Source organism: Gemmatimonadota bacterium, from assembly GCA_016719105.1.
Lineage (GTDB): Bacteria > Gemmatimonadota > Gemmatimonadetes > Gemmatimonadales > Gemmatimonadaceae > SCN-70-22.
The window spans coordinates 158,439-178,926 of record JADKAQ010000001.1 but is presented as its reverse complement, the minus strand read 5'-3'; the positions used below and the strand labels follow the sequence as shown (position 1 = coordinate 178,926).

The 20,488-nt window shown below is 69.7% G+C and carries 15 protein-coding genes; 1 reads left to right on the top strand and 14 read right to left on the bottom strand.

From position 1 onward, the window contains the following. Positions 1 to 68: 68 nt before the first annotated feature. The 6 genes from IPN47_00730 to IPN47_00705 all read right to left on the bottom strand — a co-directional run bounded on the left by IPN47_00730 (position 69) and on the right by IPN47_00705 (position 8,933). Positions 69 to 2,384, bottom strand: a complete 2,316-nt coding sequence (locus tag IPN47_00730) for a methyl-accepting chemotaxis protein (GenBank protein MBK9406574.1) — start codon at positions 2,382 to 2,384, stop codon at positions 69 to 71. A 190-nt stretch (positions 2,385 to 2,574) separates the two neighbouring features. Continuing rightward, positions 2,575 to 2,994 carry a response regulator gene (locus tag IPN47_00725; protein MBK9406573.1) on the bottom strand — a complete coding sequence of 140 codons (420 nt, stop codon included), beginning with the start codon at positions 2,992 to 2,994 and terminating at the stop codon, positions 2,575 to 2,577. Continuing rightward, the gene (locus tag IPN47_00720; protein MBK9406572.1) at positions 2,984 to 4,789 is read right to left on the bottom strand and encodes a methyl-accepting chemotaxis protein; all 1,806 of its coding nucleotides are present in this window, start codon (positions 4,787 to 4,789) and stop codon (positions 2,984 to 2,986) included. The genes IPN47_00725 and IPN47_00720 overlap by 11 nt, the downstream gene beginning before the upstream one ends. 214 nt (positions 4,790 to 5,003) lie before the next feature. Next, positions 5,004 to 5,840 (bottom strand): response regulator transcription factor, encoded by an 837-nt coding sequence (locus IPN47_00715; GenBank protein MBK9406571.1) that lies wholly within the window; start codon positions 5,838 to 5,840, stop codon positions 5,004 to 5,006. Positions 5,841 to 5,860: 20 nt separating this feature from the next. Next, a complete protein-coding gene (locus IPN47_00710) occupies positions 5,861 to 8,311 on the bottom strand; it encodes a histidine kinase (GenBank protein MBK9406570.1) in 2,451 nt (816 codons plus the stop codon). A gap of 274 nt (positions 8,312 to 8,585) precedes the next feature. After that, on the bottom strand, positions 8,586 to 8,933 hold the full coding sequence (locus IPN47_00705) for a hypothetical protein (protein MBK9406569.1): 348 nt from the start codon (positions 8,931 to 8,933) through the stop codon (positions 8,586 to 8,588). A 442-nt stretch (positions 8,934 to 9,375) separates the two neighbouring features. Between IPN47_00705 and IPN47_00700 the strand changes: the two genes are divergently transcribed. Next, the gene (locus IPN47_00700) at positions 9,376 to 10,005 is read left to right on the top strand and encodes a hypothetical protein (GenBank protein MBK9406568.1); all 630 of its coding nucleotides are present in this window, start codon (positions 9,376 to 9,378) and stop codon (positions 10,003 to 10,005) included. A gap of 181 nt (positions 10,006 to 10,186) precedes the next feature. Here IPN47_00700 and IPN47_00695 read toward each other — a convergent pair whose 3' ends face one another. The 8 genes from IPN47_00695 to IPN47_00660 form a co-directional block, all read right to left on the bottom strand. Next, positions 10,187 to 11,710, bottom strand: a complete 1,524-nt coding sequence (locus IPN47_00695) for a hypothetical protein (protein MBK9406567.1) — start codon at positions 11,708 to 11,710, stop codon at positions 10,187 to 10,189. Between the two features lie 68 nt (positions 11,711 to 11,778). After that, positions 11,779 to 12,693 carry a cytochrome b/b6 domain-containing protein gene (locus tag IPN47_00690; GenBank protein ID MBK9406566.1) on the bottom strand — a complete coding sequence of 305 codons (915 nt, stop codon included), beginning with the start codon at positions 12,691 to 12,693 and terminating at the stop codon, positions 11,779 to 11,781. Beyond that, on the bottom strand, positions 12,690 to 14,387 hold the full coding sequence (locus IPN47_00685; GenBank protein ID MBK9406565.1) for a hypothetical protein: 1,698 nt from the start codon (positions 14,385 to 14,387) through the stop codon (positions 12,690 to 12,692). Before IPN47_00685 ends, IPN47_00690 begins: the two co-directional genes overlap by 4 nt. Before the next feature lie 71 nt (positions 14,388 to 14,458). After that, a complete protein-coding gene (locus IPN47_00680; protein MBK9406564.1) occupies positions 14,459 to 16,126 on the bottom strand; it encodes a cytochrome c3 family protein in 1,668 nt (555 codons plus the stop codon). Positions 16,127 to 16,128: 2 nt separating this feature from the next. Continuing rightward, the gene (locus IPN47_00675; GenBank protein ID MBK9406563.1) at positions 16,129 to 17,685 is read right to left on the bottom strand and encodes a hypothetical protein; all 1,557 of its coding nucleotides are present in this window, start codon (positions 17,683 to 17,685) and stop codon (positions 16,129 to 16,131) included. Between the two features lie 417 nt (positions 17,686 to 18,102). Next, positions 18,103 to 18,798, bottom strand: a complete 696-nt coding sequence (locus IPN47_00670) for a thioredoxin domain-containing protein (GenBank protein MBK9406562.1) — start codon at positions 18,796 to 18,798, stop codon at positions 18,103 to 18,105. Next, positions 18,798 to 19,979, bottom strand: coding sequence for a YeeE/YedE family protein (locus IPN47_00665; GenBank protein MBK9406561.1), 1,182 nt, complete (start codon positions 19,977 to 19,979; stop codon positions 18,798 to 18,800). Before IPN47_00665 ends, IPN47_00670 begins: the two co-directional genes overlap by 1 nt. Continuing rightward, positions 19,976 to 20,488: a YeeE/YedE family protein gene (locus IPN47_00660; protein MBK9406560.1), complete on the bottom strand. Its 513-nt coding sequence runs from the start codon at positions 20,486 to 20,488 to the stop codon at positions 19,976 to 19,978. The genes IPN47_00665 and IPN47_00660 overlap by 4 nt, the downstream gene beginning before the upstream one ends.

Here is a 20,488-nt window from a genome sequence, read left to right as displayed (position 1 = left end):
CGGTGCGATGTTTCGCACCGGGTCCTCGCCCATCGTCCTGCACCGCGGCTGTTGCCCGTCGTGCGGCGCTAGAAGTTCTGCATCGAGTTCCAGTCGTCGTCGTCGAGCGGGATCGAGATCTCGGGAAGCCCGGGCGGATTGGGGGCCGGGCGTGACCGCGCGGCGCTCGCCTTCGGCGGCGACGGCGCCTTGGCCAGGGCGGAGGGCTTGGGGAGCGACGACGCGTTGGCCGACGGCGCGGCCTTGGGCGACGGCGTGACCTTGGCCGCGGCGGCTGCCCGCGGAGCGACGGCGTTCCCCCGCCCTGCCTTGGCACGCGGCGCCGCCGAAGACGACGGGGACGGCCCCGCCGATGTCGGTGCCCCGCTGCCTAACGCGCGGGCCCTTCCGTCCGTCGCCTCGGCGGCCGCGGCCCCCTCGGCAGCCGTGGACGTCGCGCGGCTCGACGGTCGGGTCCCGCGCCGATCCAGCACGAACTCGCCCACGAGACCGCGCAGCATCGAGCTGGTCTCGGTCAGGTTGCGCGAGGCGCCCTCGCTCTCGTCGGCGCTTGCCGCCACCGATTGCGTACGAAGCGACATCTCCTCCAGCGCGCGGTCGATGAGTTCGACCCCCTTCGCCTGCTCGTCGCTTGCCGCGGCGATCTCGCCCACGACCTGCCCCACGCGATTCACGCGGTCGTCGATCTCGCTGAGCTGTGCGAGCACCTTGGCGTTGAGCGTGACCCCCTGCTCGGTCGAGCGCACCGACTGGTCGATGAGCTCCGCCGTGTTCTTCGCCGCCTCGGCCGAGCGCATGGCCAACGACCGGACCTCGTCGGCGACGACGGCGAATCCCTTGCCGCTATCGCCGGCGCGCGCCGCTTCAACCGCCGCGTTGAGCGCGAGGAGGTTGGTCTGGAAGGCGATCTCGTCGATCGTCTTGACGATCTTGGCCGTCGCCTCGGAGCTCTGCTTGATTTGGGCGATGGCGTCGGCGAGCCGCTTGACCTCGGTCACTCCATCCGAGGTGCTGGCGCGCGCCCCTTCGGCCAGCGAGCGTCCCTCGGCGGCACTCGCTGCGTTGCGCTTGGTCATCGCCGCGAGCTCGCGTGCGCTGGCCGACACCTCCTCGAGCGAGGCGGCCTGGTCGCTCGCCCCACGCGCGAGCTCCTTGCTCCCGGCGTCGATCTGCTGGGCGCTGCTCGCTACCCCTTCGGCCGTGTCGGCCACGGCACTCATCGCTTCCGACAGCTTGTCCATCGCGCTGTTGAGCGACTGTTGGATGCGGGCATGGTCCCCGCGATAGTTCCCCTCCACGCGCGACGTGAGGTCGCGAACCGCCAGGCGCTCGAGCGTCTCCGTCGCCGCGTTGACCGGGGCGATGACGGCGTCGAGTGTATGGTTGATCCCCTGCACGAGCTCGCGGAACGACCCGTCGAACGACTGATCGTCGCCTCGCTGCTGCAACTGCCCCGCCTTCGCCGCCTCCACGAGGCGATTCGACTCGTCGATGAGCGCGTGCAGGATGTGGCGCGCATCGCCATAGGCAGCGACCGTCGCCTGCGTCTGTGCGATGATGTCGTTGATCTCGCCCGTCAGGACGCCGATTTCGTCTTGCGAGGTGACCGGGAGGGGCTGCGTGCTCGGGGTGACGCTCACCGACAGGTCGCCCCGACTCATCGACACGAGGGCCGTGCGCAGTTCGGTGATGCACGCGGCGCGCAGCGTCTGCACGCGCTCCACCACGGCGAGCAGCGACCCGGTGATGCGGCGCTCGATGACGAAGCCGACCGCGAGGGCGATGAGGATGACGAGCACCGAGGAGACCACGACGATGAGCTTCGCGCGAGCGAACTGCGTGGCGCTCGCCTTCGTGATCGCGTTCGTCGTCGACTGGATGTGGTCACCCAGCGTGGCCATGTCGGCTTCGACCTTCTCGAAGCTCGCCTCGAACGCCACGATGGACTGCGCGAGCACCACGGGGTCGCCGCTGACGGCCTCCTGTACCGCGCGGGCCTTCGCGACGTACTCGGCCAGCAGCGGCATGACGGCGCTCGCCTCCTTTGCCACCGAAGGCGACAGCGTCGACTTGGCCACGTCGGTGACCTGGCTTGTCAATTCCGTCGCATGCTCTGCGAGATCCTTGACCGCGTCGGCACGCCGCTTGTCGTTGGCGGTCTGCGCTGCGAGCAAGGCCGAGTACACATCGGAGCGGATGGCGTCATGCATCATGTCCGCTTCCATCTGCGAGCGCTGGGCAGCCGAGCCGACGTTGAGCCCGTCCGCCGTGGCAATGCTCTGCCCGAGCGCCACGAAGCCAATGCCGCCAACGATCGTCGTACCGGCTACGCCAAGGAATGCGAGCAGGAAGAGCTTCGCGCGGAGCGAGAGGGAAGAGAGCATGGTCGGCCCGAGGGTACGTGAGGGGAACTGCGTGACGTCGCGAGAGGCGCGTGACCACGACCTTCGCCCCCTGCGGGTCGAAGTATCGGCCGCGTCCGGGAAACCCTGAACGGGAAGACCGCCCCGCTTTTGTCAGGACGGCTGCCGGCGATGCACTCGGACGGTAGCGATCACGCACGAGCCTCGCGGACTAGATGCGCGGTTCGAGTTCCAGGAGGACCGCTTCCAGCCGCGCCAGCTCGAACGGCTTCTCGAGCACGGGACAACCACATTGCTGCAGGAACTCGGCGGCCGCGGGTTCCTGCACGTCTCCACTGGCGAACACGAGGCGACGCGCCAGCTCCGGGCGGTGCGTCAGCGTCCATGCGTGCAGCTCCGGGCCGCTGAGTGTCGGCATCCGCAAGTCGCAGATGATCACGTCGAAGTCCGACGCGGCGTTCTCGCCGCTTTGTTCCTGGAGCTGCGCGAGGGCGACGGCGCCGTCGGGCGCTTCGGCCACCTCCCATCCGCGGCGCTTGAGCCAGCGGCGCAAAACGCCACGAACCGCGCCTTCGTCGTCGATGACGAGGGCGCGGCGTACGTGCGAAAGATCGAGGAGACTATCCAACACGGGCCACCGCCCGCACGGGTTCGAGCGCGCTGCGCGCACGCGACTCGGGGGGAGCTTCGCTCCCGAGTCGAAATGCGCTGAGCACGTCGTCCAGCCGTTCGGCCTCGCCCGTCAGCCGTGCGGCCACGAGGTGCGACTGCTCGGCGGTGTCGGCCGTTTCCTGCGTAATGCGTCCCACCTGCTCCACCGCCGTCGTGATCTGCGCGACGCCGGTCGCCTGCTGCTCGTTGGCGGAGGCGATCTCGTTGATCACGTCGCGCACGCGCTGCACGCGTCCGTCGATGTCGGACAGGCGAGCCGACACGTCCTCGCTGAGCGAGGTTCCCTGCCCGGCCTGCTTCACCGACAGCGCGATGAGCTCACTCGACGTGCGCGCTGCCTCGGCCGAGCGCATGGCCAGTTCGCGCACCTCGCCCGCCACGACCGCGAAGCCCTTGCCGGCATCGCCCGCGCGCGCGGCTTCGACCGCCGCGTTGAGCGCCAGCAGGTTCGTCTGGAAGGCGATCTCGTCGATCGTTCGCACGATCTTCGCCGTCTCGTCGGCGCTCGTCTTGATCTTCGTCACCGCCTCGCTCAGGGCGCGCATCGCCTCCACGCCGGCCGACGCGGAGTGTCTCGTATCTTCCGCGAGTTCGCGTCCGGCGCGCGCGTGATCCGCCGTGGACTTGGTCATCGCCGACAGTTCGTGCAGCGAGGCCGAGGACTCCTCGACCGCCGCCGCCTGGGCCGACGCGCCGTGCGCCAATCGCTCGCTCCCGTCGGAGATCTCATCCGCGGCGTTCTTGCAGTCGACGGACAGCTGCGAGACCTCCGTCAGCGTCGTCTCCAGCCGCTGGATGGCGGCATTGAAGGCCTCCTGCGCATGGGCCTGGTCCCCGCTGAACTTCCCACCAAGGCGCGCCGTCATGTCGCAGTTGGCCAGGCGGTCGACCGCCTTCTGCAGCGCGCGGAGAAAACGGAGCACGTCGTCGCGCTCGCTGGCCGCCTGCGCGTGGGCGTGCTGCACCGCGTCCATGGACGCGTTGAGATCGTTGATGACGTGCTTGTATGATCCCTCGAAGAGCGAGGCGTTGCCGCGCCGGGTGAAGTCGTTCTTCTGGGCCGCGCTGGAGACGGCCCCAGCCTCGGCGACGAGGGAGCGCACCGCGACGATGACCTTGCGATAGGCCTCGGCGGTCTCGCCCCCCTGCACGTCCACCTCGACGTTGCCGGCCGCCAACTCGTGCGCCACCTGCTGCAGCTGATCGGATTCCATTACCTCGCGCTGGAGGCCATTGGCGAGCCAGACGAGGACCGCGGTTTCCATGACCACGAAGGCGGCGTGAATGGCCACGATCCCCAGCGTGCACTGCCCGTGCGGCAGCAAGTGGACGCCGACGCCGCTGTTCTGGAGCACCATGAAGGCGACGTGATGCACCGCGATTACCGCCGCCGCCACCACCGGTGCGCGCCAGTCCCGGTACGACAGCAGGAAGGCGAGCGACACGAAGACGTGGAAGTGCGCCTCCACCATTCCATCGCTCTGATGGATGAAGATCGCCGAGTAGACCATGAACGCCGCCGACACCGCCAGTCGAGTCAGCGTCGTGCCGGGACGGACGCGCGAGAGCCAGAAGACGACCAGCGAGACCGGGGCCCCAACGCCCAGCGCGGCGAACCACGTCCCGTGCAACGTCGCCAGGACGAGGGCGACAGGCAGGTGCAGGAGGAGCAGCAGGCCGAGCGATCGATCGACGCCGATGCGGGCACGATCGAGAAGCGTGCGGCGAGCGGTGGGGTCTGCAGGGAGGGGCATGCGGGCCGGCGAAGCGTGGGCGGCGATGGAAGGCGACCTCAGACGAACCCGAGGCTGCTGCTTACGGTATCGACCGCAGCGCACGTGCTCTTGAGTCGCCGTGAACGGGGAGTCCCGATGGCGGGCCCCGCCCTCCTCCGGACGGCGATCGGCGGGCGCCCCGGAGGGGCCCGCCGATGCATGACGCGTTCACCAACGCCCCCCCCGCGAGGCCCTACGCGAAGCGGTGCATGCGCGACTGCAGGTGCTCGCGATAGGTGCGGCTGAGCTTGAGCTGTCGCCCGTCCCGCAGGATCACCACATAGTCACCCGCAAACCACGGTTGGAGCTCCTTGATCCGGTCGATATTCACGATCACGGCGCGGTGAATGCGCACGAACATCGACGGATCGAGCTGGGCCTCGACGTGGTGCATGGTCTCGCGGATGAGGTGCGAGACCTTGCCGGTATGGACGCGCACGTAGTTGCCGGACGCCTCGAACCAGTCGACGTCGCTGACCTTGACGAAGAAGACGCGTCCATCGTGCTTGACCATCAGGCGATCGAGGAAGCGCGTGCGCGGCATCGCGGCCTGCCCCCCCATGGGCTGCGCCGGGCGATCGGCCAGCGCGGCGCTGGTGCGATCCTCGCCCAGCACCTGCTCGAGCAACGCCCGGATCTTCCGCCCCTGTTCGGCCGACGAGATGCGCTCGAGGTGCGAGCGGGCGCGCTGGAACGCCGAGCGGAATCGCTCCGGATCGTAGGGCTTGAGCAGATAGTCGATCGCGTTGACGTCGAAGGCGCGGACGGCGTACTCGTTGAACGCCGTCACGAAGATGGTCGGCGGCATGTGCTCCGCCCCGAGCGCCCCAACCACCCCGAAGCCGTCGACGTCCGGCATCTGCACGTCCAGCAGGACGAGGTCGGGGCGTTCCTGCTTGATCGCGGCAATCGCTTCACCGCCGCTCCCCACTTCGTCGATGACATCGACGTCGGGCTCGAGGCGAAGGAGGCGGCGCACGCGACGTCGAGCGATGGGCTCGTCGTCCACGACCAGCACGCGAATCGGCATCGGCGTTCTCCTGTCGAGCGTTAGGCTACGGCCGCCGCCCACTCGGGCGCGGCTTCGGGATTCGACGCAACGCGTGCATCGGCGACCAGCAGCACCGCCGATGCGCGGTCGGGGAAGGTCACGCTCACCAGCGCCCCCGCGTCGGCCACCGCGGCCTCGGCGACGCTCTTGGTGCGCCACCAGGCGTGCGACCCACCGGCCCGTCCCCCCCACGCCGCGTCCCCCTTCAAGCGAATGCGGGTCACGTCGGCCACCCGTTCCACGTCCACCCGTACGGTGAGCGGGGCACCGGGATTCAACGAATCGGCGGCGAGCAGTTCATCGACCATGGTGCAGACGAGGCGACTCGGGATACGCAGGGGGAGCAGCGATGTGGGGACGTTGGCCACCAGCTGCACCCCGGGACGGATCCCATCGCGGTGTGTCTCGACACAGGCCTGCAGCAGCTCGAGTTCCTGCTTGAGCGAGGACGTCGCGTCGCGCCCGAGTTCCAGCGTGAGTCGCAGCGTGTCGGCGAGTCGCGTGATGAGCCGTTCGGTCCGTGGCACGTCGCGATGCACCAGCTCGGCGAGCAGGTCCAGCGTGGCAAGGAGAAACTGCGGTCGCAGCTGCACGCGCAACGCCTGGAAGCGCGATCCAGCGATGCGTGCCGACAGCCGCGCCCCTTCAAGCTCCCGCGCACGGTACCAGCTCACGAAGTCGCGCGCGTGGGACCAGGCCAACAATCCGAAGTAGACGAAGAAGTCGCCGGTGAGCGGGTTCATGTTGCCAGGCGACAGCACGGGGAGCTGGCTCAGCCCCGACAGCTGCATGACCCCGGTGTGCACCAACCCTGCGCAGACGCCAAAGAGCGCGTGCAGCGGGAGGATCCGCATCCAGTTGGTGGCATCGATGCGGAACCGTCGCGCCAGCGCCACCACCACCGGCGACAGGGCGAGCCAGATGATCGACGTCGCGACCTGCAGCCGCGCCAACCCCAGCCACGAGTAGTCGTCGCTCGGACGCATCGACGCCGAGTACAGCACCATCTGGTTGGTCCACAGGACAGCCATGGCGAACCAGAGCGCCCCGATGCCACTCCATGCGCGCCAGGACAGGCCGGGGGTCGGCGCGAGGACCGGCTGTTCGGCCGACACGAAGGCCCCCGTCGCCTCGGGCGTGGCCCGCCGGGCCGCGCGGAAGCTCCCACTCGCCTGCCACTGCGGCGTGGGCACCACCTCGGCCTCGCGCGCCTCGGGAGGCGCCTCGGGCCGTACCACCTCGAGGTCGGGGAAGACGGTCGAGTACTCACCCGTGCGCCAGGTCGAGGGGTCGTCGAGGTCGGTCGCGGCCATGGCATCGGCGACGGTCATCGGCGACGCAGCGGTTCGGGCGACGGCCTCCCCTTCGCGATACGGCAGCTCGAGTTCCACCGTCACCCCACCGGTGGGTGCCTCGCGCAGCTCGAAGCGGTGGGACGACCCGTAGAGTTGGCGGAGGCGCTCGCTGGCGTTGCGCAACCCGATCCCCTCGCGCCGCGTCGCACCGTCGCGCTGTTGCGCCTGACGGAGCCCCACCCCGTCGTCCTCCACGCGCAGGATGAGACGGTCGTCCGCCCGCGCCGCGTGCACCGTCACCGTCCCGGGTGCCTGCCGCACCGACAGCCCGTGCCGGATCGCGTTCTCCACCAGCGGCTGCAGGATCAGGTGCGGCACGAGCGCGCGACGCAACGACGGCGGCACCGCCACCCCCACGTCGAGCCAGTCAGAGAAGCGCGTGCGTTGGATGTCGAGATACGGCTCCAGCGCCGCCAGCTCCTCGTCGAGCGTGACTTCGTCGCGTCCCGATCGCTCCAGCGAGATGGCCAACAGTGCATGCAGGCGCCGCAACATGCGCTCGGCGGCGTGCGGCGCCTCGTGGGCCAGCTCCTGGATCGCGTTGAGCGCGTTGAACAGAAAGTGCGGCTGGAGCTGCAGCTCGAGATACTGCAGCTGCGCACGCGACAGTTGGGCTTCGAGCAGGTGCGCGCGCACCGTGCGATCGACGTACCGTCGCCGTACCGTGAGCGCGTGTCCCACCACGACCAGCGACGCGTACACGAAGAGCCAGACGTCGAACCAGTAGAAGAGCATCGAGACGTACGGCTCCGGACTCCACTCCGCGAGGAACGCCATCGACTGGCGCAGCAGGGCGGTGAGGAGCGCGGCGCAGGCCATCGCCGCCGCCGTGTGGCTTGCGAGGCTCACCACCCAGCCCACGCGAGACGGCGTGACTGCCCGCGTCAGTCGAAACAGCAGCGGGGTGAGCAGCGCCCAGCACCAAGCCACCGCGAGCGCGGTCGGAATGGTCCAGCGGAACGCCGATTCGGGGTACCGGGCCGCGGCCGTCCAGACACACCCGTACATCACCCCGAAGAAGGTCCACGCCCCGGCTACGACCGCCCAGAACGGTGGTGTCGACGCGCGGGGGATGTGACCGGACGGTGCGACCATTCGCGGGAGGAGGCGCACCGACGCGGCCGACGACGGAGGTGTCGTCGACCGAGTCGGCGGTGCGTCCAAGGAAGTGGTCGGTACCTGGGAATCCAAGTCGCGCGGGACCAGGCGATCGGTAGGCGGCATGAGGCGAACGCCACGTCGATCACGTCACGCGGTTGGATACGGGGAGGGGGGTGAAAGGTTTCTTCCTGCGGCGCGGTGTGGCGCACCTCGATGCCCGTGGGGCCGCAGGACCGGCGGCGGGAAAGCGCCCCACCGCCGGTCAGGCTCAGGCCGAATGCCCCAGCGCGCCGGCCACCGCCAGCGCGACGCGGATGGCCTCGCTGGCCTCGGCAGGCTCCCCGTCGCACGCGGCAAGGATGCGGGCGACAGCGCCCCGCCCCTGCTGGCCGATGAGGGTCAGCGCGAGCCGCACGTTCTCCTGGGCCAGTTCGCGCGCACGCGTCTCCGCCGCCGGACCGGACGGCGCGAGCAGCGCGCGTTCGAGCCGCGCCCACGCCTCGGCCGACGTCGACCGGACGCCTAACGACTGTGCCGAACGTGCATCGGTCGCACGTGCGGGCCGCCAGGCGAGACGCCGGAGGCGAGTTGCGAAAAATCGAGTGAAGGGCACCATGGCTCGTCCTCCAGTGCAGGTGATGGCGGGTGGGTTGCCACAATGCACGACGCCCCGCCGGCGGCGTGCGCAGGCGGGGCGTCGAGTGAGGCTCGACTGGCGGCGAGTGCGTGTCCTACGCACTCCCCGCGCCCACACCCGGGCGCGTACGATCTCCAACAGTCCGGTGCATGCCGGCATCCGCGGCGTCCCGCCGGGGCGAACGGCGCCCCGTGGCAGTCCACGATCGCATGCAGGATGTGCGCAGGTATGAGGAAGGCATCGACACGCCCAAGAGTGAGTGGTGCGCCTGTGCAGGTCGGCACCGCCGGTGCGGCGCCGTATGTGGGAGACCCTTCCATCAAAAGCCCGGTCACAACGCAATGCGCCATTGCCTCCCCTTCCCCCCCTTGGTTCGCGCGTCGCGCAGGTGCACTATTCCCCGGCCCTCGACTCGACTGCCATGAGCGACTGGTCCCCACAATCCGACGACAACTCGCCTGACGATCAGGACGAGAGCGACCCAAGCGTGGCGCGCGTGATGACGCTGACGCCGGTGGCCGTGCGCCTCGTCGCGACGCCGCACCCGCGCCAGCCGCAGGGCCACACCGTCTTTCGCGCCCTGGGCGCCGTGGATGGCGATCTCTCGGACGAGTCCCCGGTGCTCGCGCAGGGATCGCTTCCGGAGGCGATGTTCGATGCGGTGCAGGCGATCGGGCTCTTCGATGCGCCGGTCCCGCTGCTCCTCTCGGCGCAGGAACACGACGGCGGGATTCGCGGCGTCCTCTCCGCCATCGTCCCGCAGCGTCTGGTCGAACGGGCCGAGCGCCTGCGTCGCTCCGCCGACGAGCCCTGGCTGGCCAGTGTGGCCGAGGAGCCCGATACGTCGAGCTTCGTCGAGCCCGGCGGTGACGAGGAGGAGGGCGAGCCGCATGTCCCCTTCGCCCTCGGCGTGATCCTTCGCTTTCCCGAGGATCGCAAGCACCCCGAGGCGCTGGACGAAGAGGCGATGGACTTGCTGGCGACCATCCTCTCGGGTCAGGCGATGGACGCCGACCGGAAGCGCGTCGAGAACCTGCTCAAGTCGCTGTAGGCCGCACGACCGTTCTTCACGGCGTTCCGTGCTCGCATACTGGCGGATCACCGCCCACGCGCGCGAGTGAATGTGGAACGAGCGCGCGCCGGGCCATCCCCCTAACACGCGACAGGGCCGCGCCGTGACACACAACGGGGCGTCGCCCTAACGAGCGACGCCCCGTTGGTCTGGCCTCAGGTCACCGAGGCGGTGCCGGACGCGCCGCCTCGGCCGCCAGCATGCGGCGACGTACCTCGGTCGGCGAGAGATGCAGGTGGCACGGTGAGCACTCGCGCCCGGGCTCGTGATTCACCTGCTTCACGTGGCAACTCACGCAGAAGGCACGATCGGGGAGCAGCTTGGCGACCGTCTCCCGCTCGTGACACGTGGCGCACTTGAAGTGGGTGTCCATCGTGTGCGTGGCCAGCATGGTCGACGTATGGCACGACACACAGCCCGATGCGCGTTCCTTGTGATGATCGGTGTGGCACGACGCGCACGTCGCGATGTTGCGCACCGAACCCGGCGCCGTGTGGCAACTCTCGCAACTCGACTTCTCGTGCTGCGCATGCTGGAACGCGACGGTACGACTCGTCGGCGCCTTCTCCGGCTTGAGCTTGAGCGCCATCACGACGCGCACGGATTTCTTGAGCCGCTCGTCACCCGCATGGCACGCGGTACACCCCACTTTGGTGGTGGGCGAGTGATGGCAGCTCTCGCACGACGCCGCGGTCAGCGTCGTCTTGCCGTGCTTCGCATCGACCGCGCGTCCCTGGTCGGTCGCCCCGCTCTTCGCGCCGGCGAAGTAGGTCGCCGCGCTGTGGCAGTCCTTGCACGCGACATCGGCACGCACCACGTGCGAGGCGTGGTCGAACTTCTGGTCGTAGATGGTGGTACGCGCCGACTCGACGCCGTAGTGACACCCGAGGCATTCGTTGCTGGCCGGGTCGGGGCCGAGGGCGGGACGGGCGGGCGCCGCCACGCCGGCGCGCCTATACGCCGCGGTGGTGCTATCGAGTGCGGCACGGAAGAGTTGGTCCGCACCGCGCACATTGTGCAGTGCCCCCACCGTCCGGAGGAGTTGCATGGCGTCACGCGCCACGCGCACGCGCGCCCGCGCCGCGTCGCCGGCGAGCCGCGGATCGGCCACCGCCTGGGCGACGTAGGCCGAGACGGCCTGCGTACGCCATTCCACGCCGTTCCGCCACATGGCCAGCATGCCGCCGAAGCGCCGGCCGTGGCAGCTCGTGCACATCCCGTCGAACGCAGCGTTGCGCGCCGCACCGACCGGCGCCGTGAAGGTGGTGTCGCTATGGCAACCGACGCACGACACGCGGGCCAGGAACATGGTGTCCGCCGGCACGGCGACGCCGCGCACTGCCCCGGCGTAGAACGCCTGGATGGGTTCGTGCGACGACGCATGACAATCGATGCATACCGCGGAAGGCTGCTCGCCGCGTCCCAGGGGGGCGGCGTGCGCCCCCTCGTGGCAGGTGGCGCACGCGGCGCGCACCGTCGCCTCGGCCCCGACCCCTCGCGCCGCGCCGATCAGCGAGTCATCGCGGACCGGCGTCACGAGCGACGCTGTGTCGGCCGCGCGATCTCCCGCGCTGCGACGAGCCACCGACTCGTCCACGTCGCGCCGGCGCTGCTCACCACTCTGCGTGTCGCGCGAACACCCCGTCACGAGCACCGCACCGGCGGTGACGAGCAGGCCAAGCACGGCGGCGCGAACGACCCGAACCGCCCCCACCAGGGGACCGCCAGCCGCACGACTCCGCCGCGCGTGCCTCATTGCAGCACCGCGTAGATCACGAGCCCCGTCAGCGTCAGGCCGGTTGCGATCGCAATGAAGCCAAGCGTGAGCGACCACAGGTACGACGCCCGCGACGGCGCCGGCACCTCGAGCGCCTGCAACCGTCCCGCCTTGAGCTCTCGCTCGTACTCGAGGGGGTGCTCCTCCTCGATGTACTCCGCGCGCGCCCTCCCGGTGAACATCACGACGTCGATCGGGAACTTCTCCGGCCGCAGGTTCGAGTTGAAGAAGTGGATCGTGAAGATGAAGCCCATCGCCAGCAGCGCCTCGTCACCGTGCACGATCGTGGCGACGTTGAACATCCAGCCGGGGAGGAAGCGCGAGAAGAAGATGGGGAACCAGAGCAGCAGCCCCGATCCGCCGATGATCGCGATACCCCAGAACACCGCCCAGTAGTCGAACTTCTCCATGTAGCTGTAGCGATCGAACCGGGGGCGTGGTCCCTTCCCCACGAACCAGCGGAACATCCCCACCACGTCCTCGAGGTCCTTGGGCTGCGGCACCATCGAGCGCGGGCCGAGCAGGAAGGCCTTCTTGTCCGGCGCACTGAGGAAGCGCGTCGCCAGCATCCCCAGGTGCAAGAAGAAGTAGCCGAAGGTCATCACCCCGAAGAAGCGGTGAATCGCCCCCGCGGCACCAACGCCGCCGAGGAGCCCCATCATCGTGGCGGCCCATGGAGCGTGCGAAAAGTGCAGCGGCACGCCGGTGATGACGAGTCCAAAGAACGAGAGCACCATGATCGCGTGCGTCAACCGCTCCACGGGCCCGAATCGCTGGATGTACGGCCGCTGTCCACGGTCCGACGACGCCAGCGGGAGGTCCGCGGCCGCGCCGCCCGCGAGGGGGCGTCCCCCTCCCGGTGCCGTCGTGCCGCTCGACGCGTCGCTCATGGCTTCTCTCCTGGCTTCTCGCCGAGGTCAGGGGCTTGGCTGTCTGCTGGAGGCTCCGGGGGCGGCGCCGCCGGCGGCGTCCGAAGCGCAGGGTCGATGGTCGACACCGCAGCAGGCGGCGGCGTTGCAGCCGACGGCTCGGTCGGAATGGGTGCTGGTGGTGCTGGTGCTGGTGCTGGTGCCGGCGTCACCGCAGTGGTCGCGCCGTTCGCGTGGTGCCCCGCGGCCCGTTCGTTGCGCGTGGCCATCAGTCGCATGAACCACAACAGCGAGTGCACGCCGAAGAAGGCGAACACACCGATCAGCAGCGACGTCATCGCCAGCCACACCCAATAGAGTTCAGGGTTGCGCTCGCGGTCGCGCGGATCGCCGTGTGGCTTGTACTTCACGAAGTTGACCGTCGCCCCCTTGTGACACTGGCTGCACGTCTCCACAAGGTTCGTCGGATGCACCGACGACAGTGAGTCGTCGGCGGCGAGCATCGCGTGGGCGCCATGGCAGTCGCTGCACTTGGCGGCGATCCCGTAGCCGAGCTGCGTCGCCTTGCCGTGATAGGTCTCGAAGTACGTGTCGAGCAGCCGCTTGTGGCACGCCCCGCATTCCTCGACGACGCCACTGAACCACGCCGGATCATTCGCCTCCACGACCTTGTGTCCACCGTGGCACTCGATGCACACCGGCGCCTTCTTCCCCGTCTCGGTCGTGTCACCGGAGACGAGCGCCTGCCCATGGGCCGACGAATCGAAGGTGGCCAGCACCCCTTGATGGCAGGCGCCGCACGTCGAGGCCACGTTGGACCGATGGAGCGTCGACTCCGTGGAGTCGGTCGGCAGCACGCGATGCGCATCGTGACAGTCGCTGCACGTGGCCGAGACCGTGAGGCCGGCCTTGGTCATCGCGATCCCGTGCACCGAGTGGCGATAGTCGCCCACCGCCGACCGCGCCGTGGAGTCGGCCGGCTTGTCGAAGTACGCGTCGAGGATCGCCTTCTTGTTGTGGCAGCTGCCGCAGAGCTGCGCCACGTTGAGCGGGTACGTCGGCGAGCGACGGTCATCAGCGCCCAGGACCTTGTGCGAGCTGTGACAGCTCACGCAGGTCGGCGCGTCCCCCTTCTTTTCGAAGTTTGGCGCGTGGATGGACCGGTGGTACGCCGCCCCTTGGTCCTCGTGGCAGTGCTGGCACGACACCGAGACCGACGCGACCTTCGTGTGCGGATAGCCGTCGTTGTACCCGGCGTGGCAGTCGGCGCAGAGGAGGGTCTTGTGCCGTGAGTCGCGCAGGAGCGTGTCGGGGACGAAGAGGACCGAGTCGCCGCGCTCCCCCTTCGCCTTGCCGGCGAGGAACTGGCGATCGGCGTGGCACTTCTCGCACTGGACCGGACCGCGCCCGCCGCCGACGCGCGTGCCAGCGCGCGATGCCGTGCTGGGCGAGTCGGCGCTTCGCGTGCGCCCGCTGCGCGAGGTGATGGCCCGCTGCTCGGCGGCGCTCTGTTGTGCGGCGCCCGGCGCCACCACACCCTGCACCGGAGTTCGCGCATCGCCACCGGGCGCCACCGCGCGGCGCGCCGGCTCCTGACCAACGAGCGGCGACGCGTCCAGCAGCGAGGCACCCAGGGCGAGCAACGCCACCGCACCGCCGGCGCGGGCGCGGGCGACGACGTGGACGAACGGCCTGAAGGGACTGGAGGGGGACATGCGAACCTGGGAAACGGGACGGCGCCTCGAGATGAGCGGCTGGATGGTGTGGGTGAAGTCGTCGACGCGGGTCAGGGCTTCAACGGGTCCTTGAGGTGACACGTGAGGCACATCTGACGATTGCGCTTGGCCATGCGGGCGGCGTCGAAGCCAGGGCCGTGCGGGTTCACGCGCAACCCGACGTCCGAGTGGCATCGCGTGCAGTCCCGTTGCTGGTGACAGCTCGCGCACGTCTGCATTTCCTGCCGCGCCGCCTGCCCATGCTGGTTGAGCCAGAGCGGCTGGCGGTCGTGATACGCGACGTCGCGCGACCCGCGCGCCAGTACCCCCTGCCCGCGATGGCACTCACGGCAGAAGGTCTCCGTGGCGTGACACGACGAGCAGTCGCGCTCACGCCCCGCCGCACTGGCCGCGTGTCGACTCACGAAGTTGAAGCCATGGAAGCGACGCCGGCTCCCGCCGTTGTGGCAATTGGTGCACGTGCGCTCCTCGTGGCACCCCTGGCAATTGATGCGACCACTCGACGCGGTGGGGCCATGCTGCTCCACGAAGTCGAGGGGATGCACTCGCACCAAGCGCAGCGCCGTGTCGGCCGGTGCGTGGGCCACCCGGTTCATCTGCGCCACGGATGGACCGCCGACAAGGCCGACCGCTGCAACGGTGGGCGCCGTCGGCGATGCCGCTGCACCTGACGGTGCATGCGGGAAGGTCGACGCCGCCCCGCGTGCCACCACGTCCACCGGAAGCACCTTGAGTCGCACCCCGGCCGCCCCGTCCGGATCGGGGCGCGCCAGGCGGGCGATCTCGCGCGACGCACTGCGACCGATGTGACAGGTGCGACAGCTTGGCTGCGCGTGACAGTTCGCGCAGCTCTGGGGCTTGGCCTTCGCGGAGTCGCCGTGCAGCACGACCCATGGGGCACCGTTGTGGCTCCGGGGAGTGGCGTACGTCGGCGCGCGCCCCTTGAGCAGTCGCGCCACGCGCGCATCGCGCTCCAACGAGGCCACCTGCGCCATCTCCCCGGCATTCGGATGGCAGCGCGCGCAGCTCTCACGCGCGTGACACGTCGCGCACTGGTAGACGTCCGCCTCGGCGCGCGGCCCGTGCTTCGACAGGAAGTTCGCGCGGCGGTGCCACTCGGGGACGGAAATCGCCGCCACGGCGCTGTCGGACAGCCGCGTCGCGCGGGCGAGCGGCGCGTGACAGCGCGAGCACGGCGGGTCCTCCGTCAGGTGACCATCGGCCTTGTGCGTGTGACAACCGATGCACAGCTCCGGCGTGGCCCGGGCCACCGCCATGAACGTGCTGCCCCCCCCGAGGCCATGGCAGGTTCGGCAGTCGAGCGCTGGGGTCTTTCCTTCCGCTTCCCGATGATGCTTGGCGTGGGAGAAGATCAGGTTGGATGGCCGCACGCGGTGCCCATCCCACTCCACGCGCTTCTGCCGCGTTCCGTCGTGGCAATCGGCGCACGAACTCGTGGCCGGATAGTTGGTCGCGGTGTCGCCGGCCATGATCCCGGCGTGACACGTCTCGCACTCGGGAAAGAGTCGCGCGTGCTTCTGGTGCGGGAAGCGCTTCTCCTCGACGCGCGCCGCCTTGCGCGGGAGCGCCGACGCCGCGCGCCCCCACGCCCACCCCGCCGTCGACAGGCCAACGCTCGCCACCACCATCAGCGGCGCGAGGCGCAACGCGCGACGCAGCACGCGGCGCACAAATCCGTGCGATAGGGTCGGCATCATCCTCATGGCGTGCGCCCTCGTTCGGCCCCGCGCGCAACGGCCCCCGGATCGGTGCCGACGCTCCACTCGAGACGCACCGACGCGCGCCGCTGGTTCCATGGCCCCTCAGCCGGGCGACCGTTGGAACGTTGCCGATAGAGCATCGCGTCCGCCGCAAGACGAAGGTCGGGGCGGAGCGTGTACGTGACGTCGGCCCCTCCGCCCACCACGCGTCCGGTCCCGACTCGCCACTCCGAAATCGTCTCGAACGCGGTCGCCCGGGCCGAAACCGAGAGGCGGTCGCTGCGGCTCCAGCGCAGCGCCACGTCGCCATCCGAGCGCGTCGCCACGCTCCCGACGTCAACGCCGTAGTTGCCCTGCAGCGCCCACGACTCGGACACGCGGGCCGCCACCGTGCCGCCCACCCGCCAGCCATCCGTGCGAAGCGGAAGCGACGCGACACCTGCGTCGGTCTCCTGATAACTCCGGTACGCGCCGCGACCGGTCAGCGAGAGCCGGCCCCCCGCCGTGGTCCAGCGTGCGTCGAGCCGAGCCTCGTCGAAGCCGATCGGGGAGAACGCGCCCCAAATCGTCCACAGCGGGAAGAACGGCGTCGAGTGCCGCGCCTCGGCGGAGAGCTCCACGACGCGCGAGACCGAGTGGCGCGCGTTCACGCGCAGTTCGTTGAAGTCACCCGTCGCGAAATCGTACACCATCTCGCCCCCGAACATCGTGCGCCCCACGCGCAGGTCGGCCGACGCCGCCGCCCGCTCGGCGTAGAGCGCCCCTCGATCCTGCCGGATTTCACGTTCGTACTGGGCGCGCACCGCCCCTCGCCCACTCGTCGGGCGCCAGCGCAGTGATCCCCCCACCAGCACACCGCGGGAATCAGGGGGAAACTCCTCGATGGCCGACAGCGCATCGCTCGTGACGTCGCGGGCAAGCCCCTGAATCAGGCTCCACCCGGCATAGCCTTCCACGCGGAGCCCCATCAACGACGCGAGCGGCTGCGCTTCCACCAGTGCGCCGTCGAAGTTGCGATAGCCCAGCTGCGACGCGTACCACTGCCGGCCGAGTCGCGCGCGCACGCGCTCGCGATCGAGTTCGGCGTAGAGCGCCATCACGTCCATGTGCTGTTGCGCCTGCGGCCACAACGTGCGCCCGCTGCCCACCGCTTCACGAAAGCGCAACTCGGCCCGAGCGCTCATCCCGCGTCCAAAGCCCCACGCGGTCGCATCCAGGTCCTGCATCATGGCCATCAACTCCGACACCGGCGCGCCTCGCAGATATCGGCAGTAGCCATCGCCAATGCAGCGGACGACCGTGCCATCGGCGAGCAGTCGGTCGAGCCCCGTCGTACCCGTCGCCGCGGAGTCGGCCACGCTGTCGGCCACGAGCGGGCGCAGCTGCACGTAGCGCGCGCTGCTCGCACCGCCAATGCGGATCCCCTGCGCCTCGACCGCGCGCACCGCGGCCGCCATGAGCACGACCGCGACCAGCGCGCGTCGCGCGACCGAAACGATCGCCCGCGGGCTCTCCCCGAGCAGGCGGGCGCGCTGCGGAAACTGCGCTCTCGTCACGCTACGCAACGCGCATCACGCGGTACGCCGATATGCCGCCGGCGCATGGCGCCAGCGGTGGCGATTGACGTTCGGGGCCTGCAGCAGGTGCATGGTGTCTTCCCGAAGAGCTGGATGACCGCGGTCGTGGCGTGGCGTGAGCAGCTGCGCCCGCCCCGACGGCGACAAGGTCCTGCGACGCGCGCACGTGCGCGCGTCGGACATATCTGTTCACGTGCGAACACTCCGTCTGTCCGGCGTTCGCCTACAGAACGGCTCCGACACCACGTGATCCCACCGTGTCGATAGAACCACTCGGTACAATAGGTTAGCGGCCGTCAACCTAACGAATTGCGCTCGGAGCCGTCGTGCAAGCGTCCCGCCACACCGTACGCTCCCTCACGGCGGTGCGCCAGTCACAGTCGGGAGAAGGCGCCGCTATCGCGACGAAACGGCCACGTCCAGCACCGATCGCGCGGCATCGAGCGGAACGGCCCCTTCGACCCGCCGTCCGTTGACGAAGAAGGTGGGGGCCACACGCACGTTGAGCTGTTGCGCGAGTTGGTGCAGCCTCTCGACGGTTTCGGCGGTTCGGGGGTCACGTAGACAGTTGACGAAACGCGCCACGTCGAGCCCGTCGGCGCGGGCCAGGTCGACGAAGTGCCGTGTCGGGTCGCCGAAGTGCGTCCACTCCCGCTGCGTCGCGAAGAGCCGATCGTGCATCGCCCATTCCCCGCCCTGCTGTGAGGCGCACTCGGCTGCACCCGCAGCGGCGAGGGCGTGCGGCGTCGATGCCGTGGCGACTGGCACCAGTTGCCAGCGAACGCGCCCTGGACCGATGAACTCGCGATCGAGCGACGGCAGGACCGTTCGAGCGAAGTCGGCGCAGTAGTGGCAGCCGAAGTCCGAAAACTCGGTCACCACCACCGTCGCCTCGCGGCTTCCCCGAGCGTAGCCGTAGCCGGTGGCGCGAGCGAGAACGGCCGGCGTCTCGCCCTCCGTCTTCGACTGCACATGCGATGCGGAGGGGGCCGGTGTCGACTCCACACCAGCGCACCCCCCGATCCACGGCACGACCACGACGACAACAAGGCCGGCGACTCCGCGCACGATGGTGCGGGCCGTCGTGCGCATCAGCACCCGCCGCCCTTCTTCTTCTTGGCCCCTCCCCCCCCTGCCACGCGCGGTGGCGGCGCGGCACTCGATGCCTTGACCCCTGCCCCTGAGAAGAAGGCGGCGACGTGGTGCTGCCGCTGCACGCGCTCGCGTTCCTGCCACGTGGAGGCGCGAGGGGTCGCCGGCGTGAGCACCTCGCGTTCCCATCCCGCGCGACCACCCGCCAGGTAGCGATACTCGAGGTCCGCCGGCCATTCGCCGGGGAGCGCGCGAAGCGATCCTGCGGAATCGTACACCACCACCGTCGTGCGACCTGGAACCGCTTCGGCCAGGACACCGAGTGCCGATGTGTCCGCCGCCACGAGGAGCGCCCCCGGGATGGGCTTCGCCGCGCCGTCGCCGCGCAGGTCAAGGACGAGGAGCGAAGGGTCGCGCTCGATGAGCCGCGTGGCGAGCGACAACGGCTCGATCGCCGTTGCGACATGCGCAGCGGCTGGCGACGGTGCACGCCGCGCCGCCGTCCCGACCAGGACGAAGACGACCAGGACCGCGGTCAGGGCGAACTTCACCGGGGGACGCGTGGACGGTGTGAGGGCGAGTACGCCACGCGTCTGTTCGAAGATGCGTTCCACCTTCTCCGCGCCGACGAACGCCATCCCCGCCATCGCCACGACGAGAAGCACCACGACCCACGCGGGAATTCCGAGGAGGTCGGGGAGTGTCGAGACGCCGAGCGACCCCGCCTTGTACAGCGCGGCCAGGCCGGGGAACCAGTCCACCGTGGCGCCGAAGAGCCACGTGCCAAAGAAGATCCCCACGACGGTCACGACGGCATCCAGCCGCCCCGACGCCGCCGAGACGAGCGACGTCCCCGGGCACAACCCGCTCAGGATGAAGCCAAGCCCGAGCAGGAAGCCCCCCACCAGCTGCGCCCAGATGAAGGTCGGGTTGATCCAGATCCCCGCGAGGTCCACGACCCCGAGTCCGGCGAGCGTGTAGACGCCGGTCATCGCCACCAGGATCGCCGTGAACATGACTTTGAAGACCGTCATGTCGCTGAGGTAGAACTGCGCGGCGAGCTTGCGAGCATTGCCGAAGCCGCCGCGCTCGAGCGCGAAGCCGAAGGCGCCGCCGATTGCCACGGCGGTCAGCAGCCGGAGGTCGTCGCTCGCGAAGGTCAGGGGGAAGATCGCGCTCATATCCACTGCCTCCTCACGAAGTGGGCGCCCAGGTAGCCGCCCGCGAAGACCATCAGCATGAAGGCCCAACTACCGGTCGCCAGCAGCGCCCCGCCGCTCAACGCCTGCCCCGACGTGCAGCCCCGCGCCAGCGCCGCGGCGAAGCCCATCACGATGCCACCGACGAGCGCGTAGCCCAGGCGCCCCTGCACCGAGATGTTAGGCCCCTTCTCGACCGTCACCTTGAAGCGCCCCGCGCTGACCGCGGCAAGAAAGCCGGCGAGCATCACCGCCACGACCTCCACCATCAGCCAGTCACGCAGGGGGTTCGCCCCGCCCGACACGTAGGAGCCGAAGAAGCTGTTCGCCTCGGTCCACCCGGGGGCGACGCCGTGACTCCAGAGAGCGATCAGCCGCTTGGGGAAGGCGCTCGCCCCAAGCCCCTGCCCGGCCACGAGGAAGGCGGCGAGTAGCGCGAGCCCCAGCACCACGCCGGCCTTGTACGGATTCCAGTACGGTTTCGCGTGCAT

Excerpts from the sequence above, each read along its gene's own strand:
- IPN47_00730 (MBK9406574.1), bottom strand. The coding sequence starts at position 2,384 with ATGCTCTCTTCCCTCTCGCTCCGCGCGAAGCTCTTCCTGCTCGCATTC.
- IPN47_00720 (MBK9406572.1), bottom strand. The coding sequence starts at position 4,789 with ATGCCCCTCCCTGCAGACCCCACCGCTCGCCGCACGCTTCTCGATCGT.
- IPN47_00715 (MBK9406571.1), bottom strand. The coding sequence starts at position 5,840 with ATGCCGATTCGCGTGCTGGTCGTGGACGACGAGCCCATCGCTCGACGT.
- IPN47_00710 (MBK9406570.1), bottom strand. The coding sequence starts at position 8,311 with ATGGTCGCACCGTCCGGTCACATCCCCCGCGCGTCGACACCACCGTTC.
- IPN47_00705 (MBK9406569.1), bottom strand. The coding sequence starts at position 8,933 with ATGGTGCCCTTCACTCGATTTTTCGCAACTCGCCTCCGGCGTCTCGCC.
- IPN47_00700 (MBK9406568.1), top strand. The coding sequence starts at position 9,376 with ATGAGCGACTGGTCCCCACAATCCGACGACAACTCGCCTGACGATCAG.
- IPN47_00690 (MBK9406566.1), bottom strand. The coding sequence starts at position 12,693 with ATGAGCGACGCGTCGAGCGGCACGACGGCACCGGGAGGGGGACGCCCC.
- IPN47_00685 (MBK9406565.1), bottom strand. The coding sequence starts at position 14,387 with ATGTCCCCCTCCAGTCCCTTCAGGCCGTTCGTCCACGTCGTCGCCCGC.
- IPN47_00680 (MBK9406564.1), bottom strand. The coding sequence starts at position 16,126 with ATGATGCCGACCCTATCGCACGGATTTGTGCGCCGCGTGCTGCGTCGC.
- IPN47_00670 (MBK9406562.1), bottom strand. The coding sequence starts at position 18,798 with ATGCGCACGACGGCCCGCACCATCGTGCGCGGAGTCGCCGGCCTTGTT.
- IPN47_00665 (MBK9406561.1), bottom strand. The coding sequence starts at position 19,979 with ATGAGCGCGATCTTCCCCCTGACCTTCGCGAGCGACGACCTCCGGCTG.
- IPN47_00660 (MBK9406560.1), bottom strand. The coding sequence starts at position 20,488 with ATGCACGCGAAACCGTACTGGAATCCGTACAAGGCCGGCGTGGTGCTG.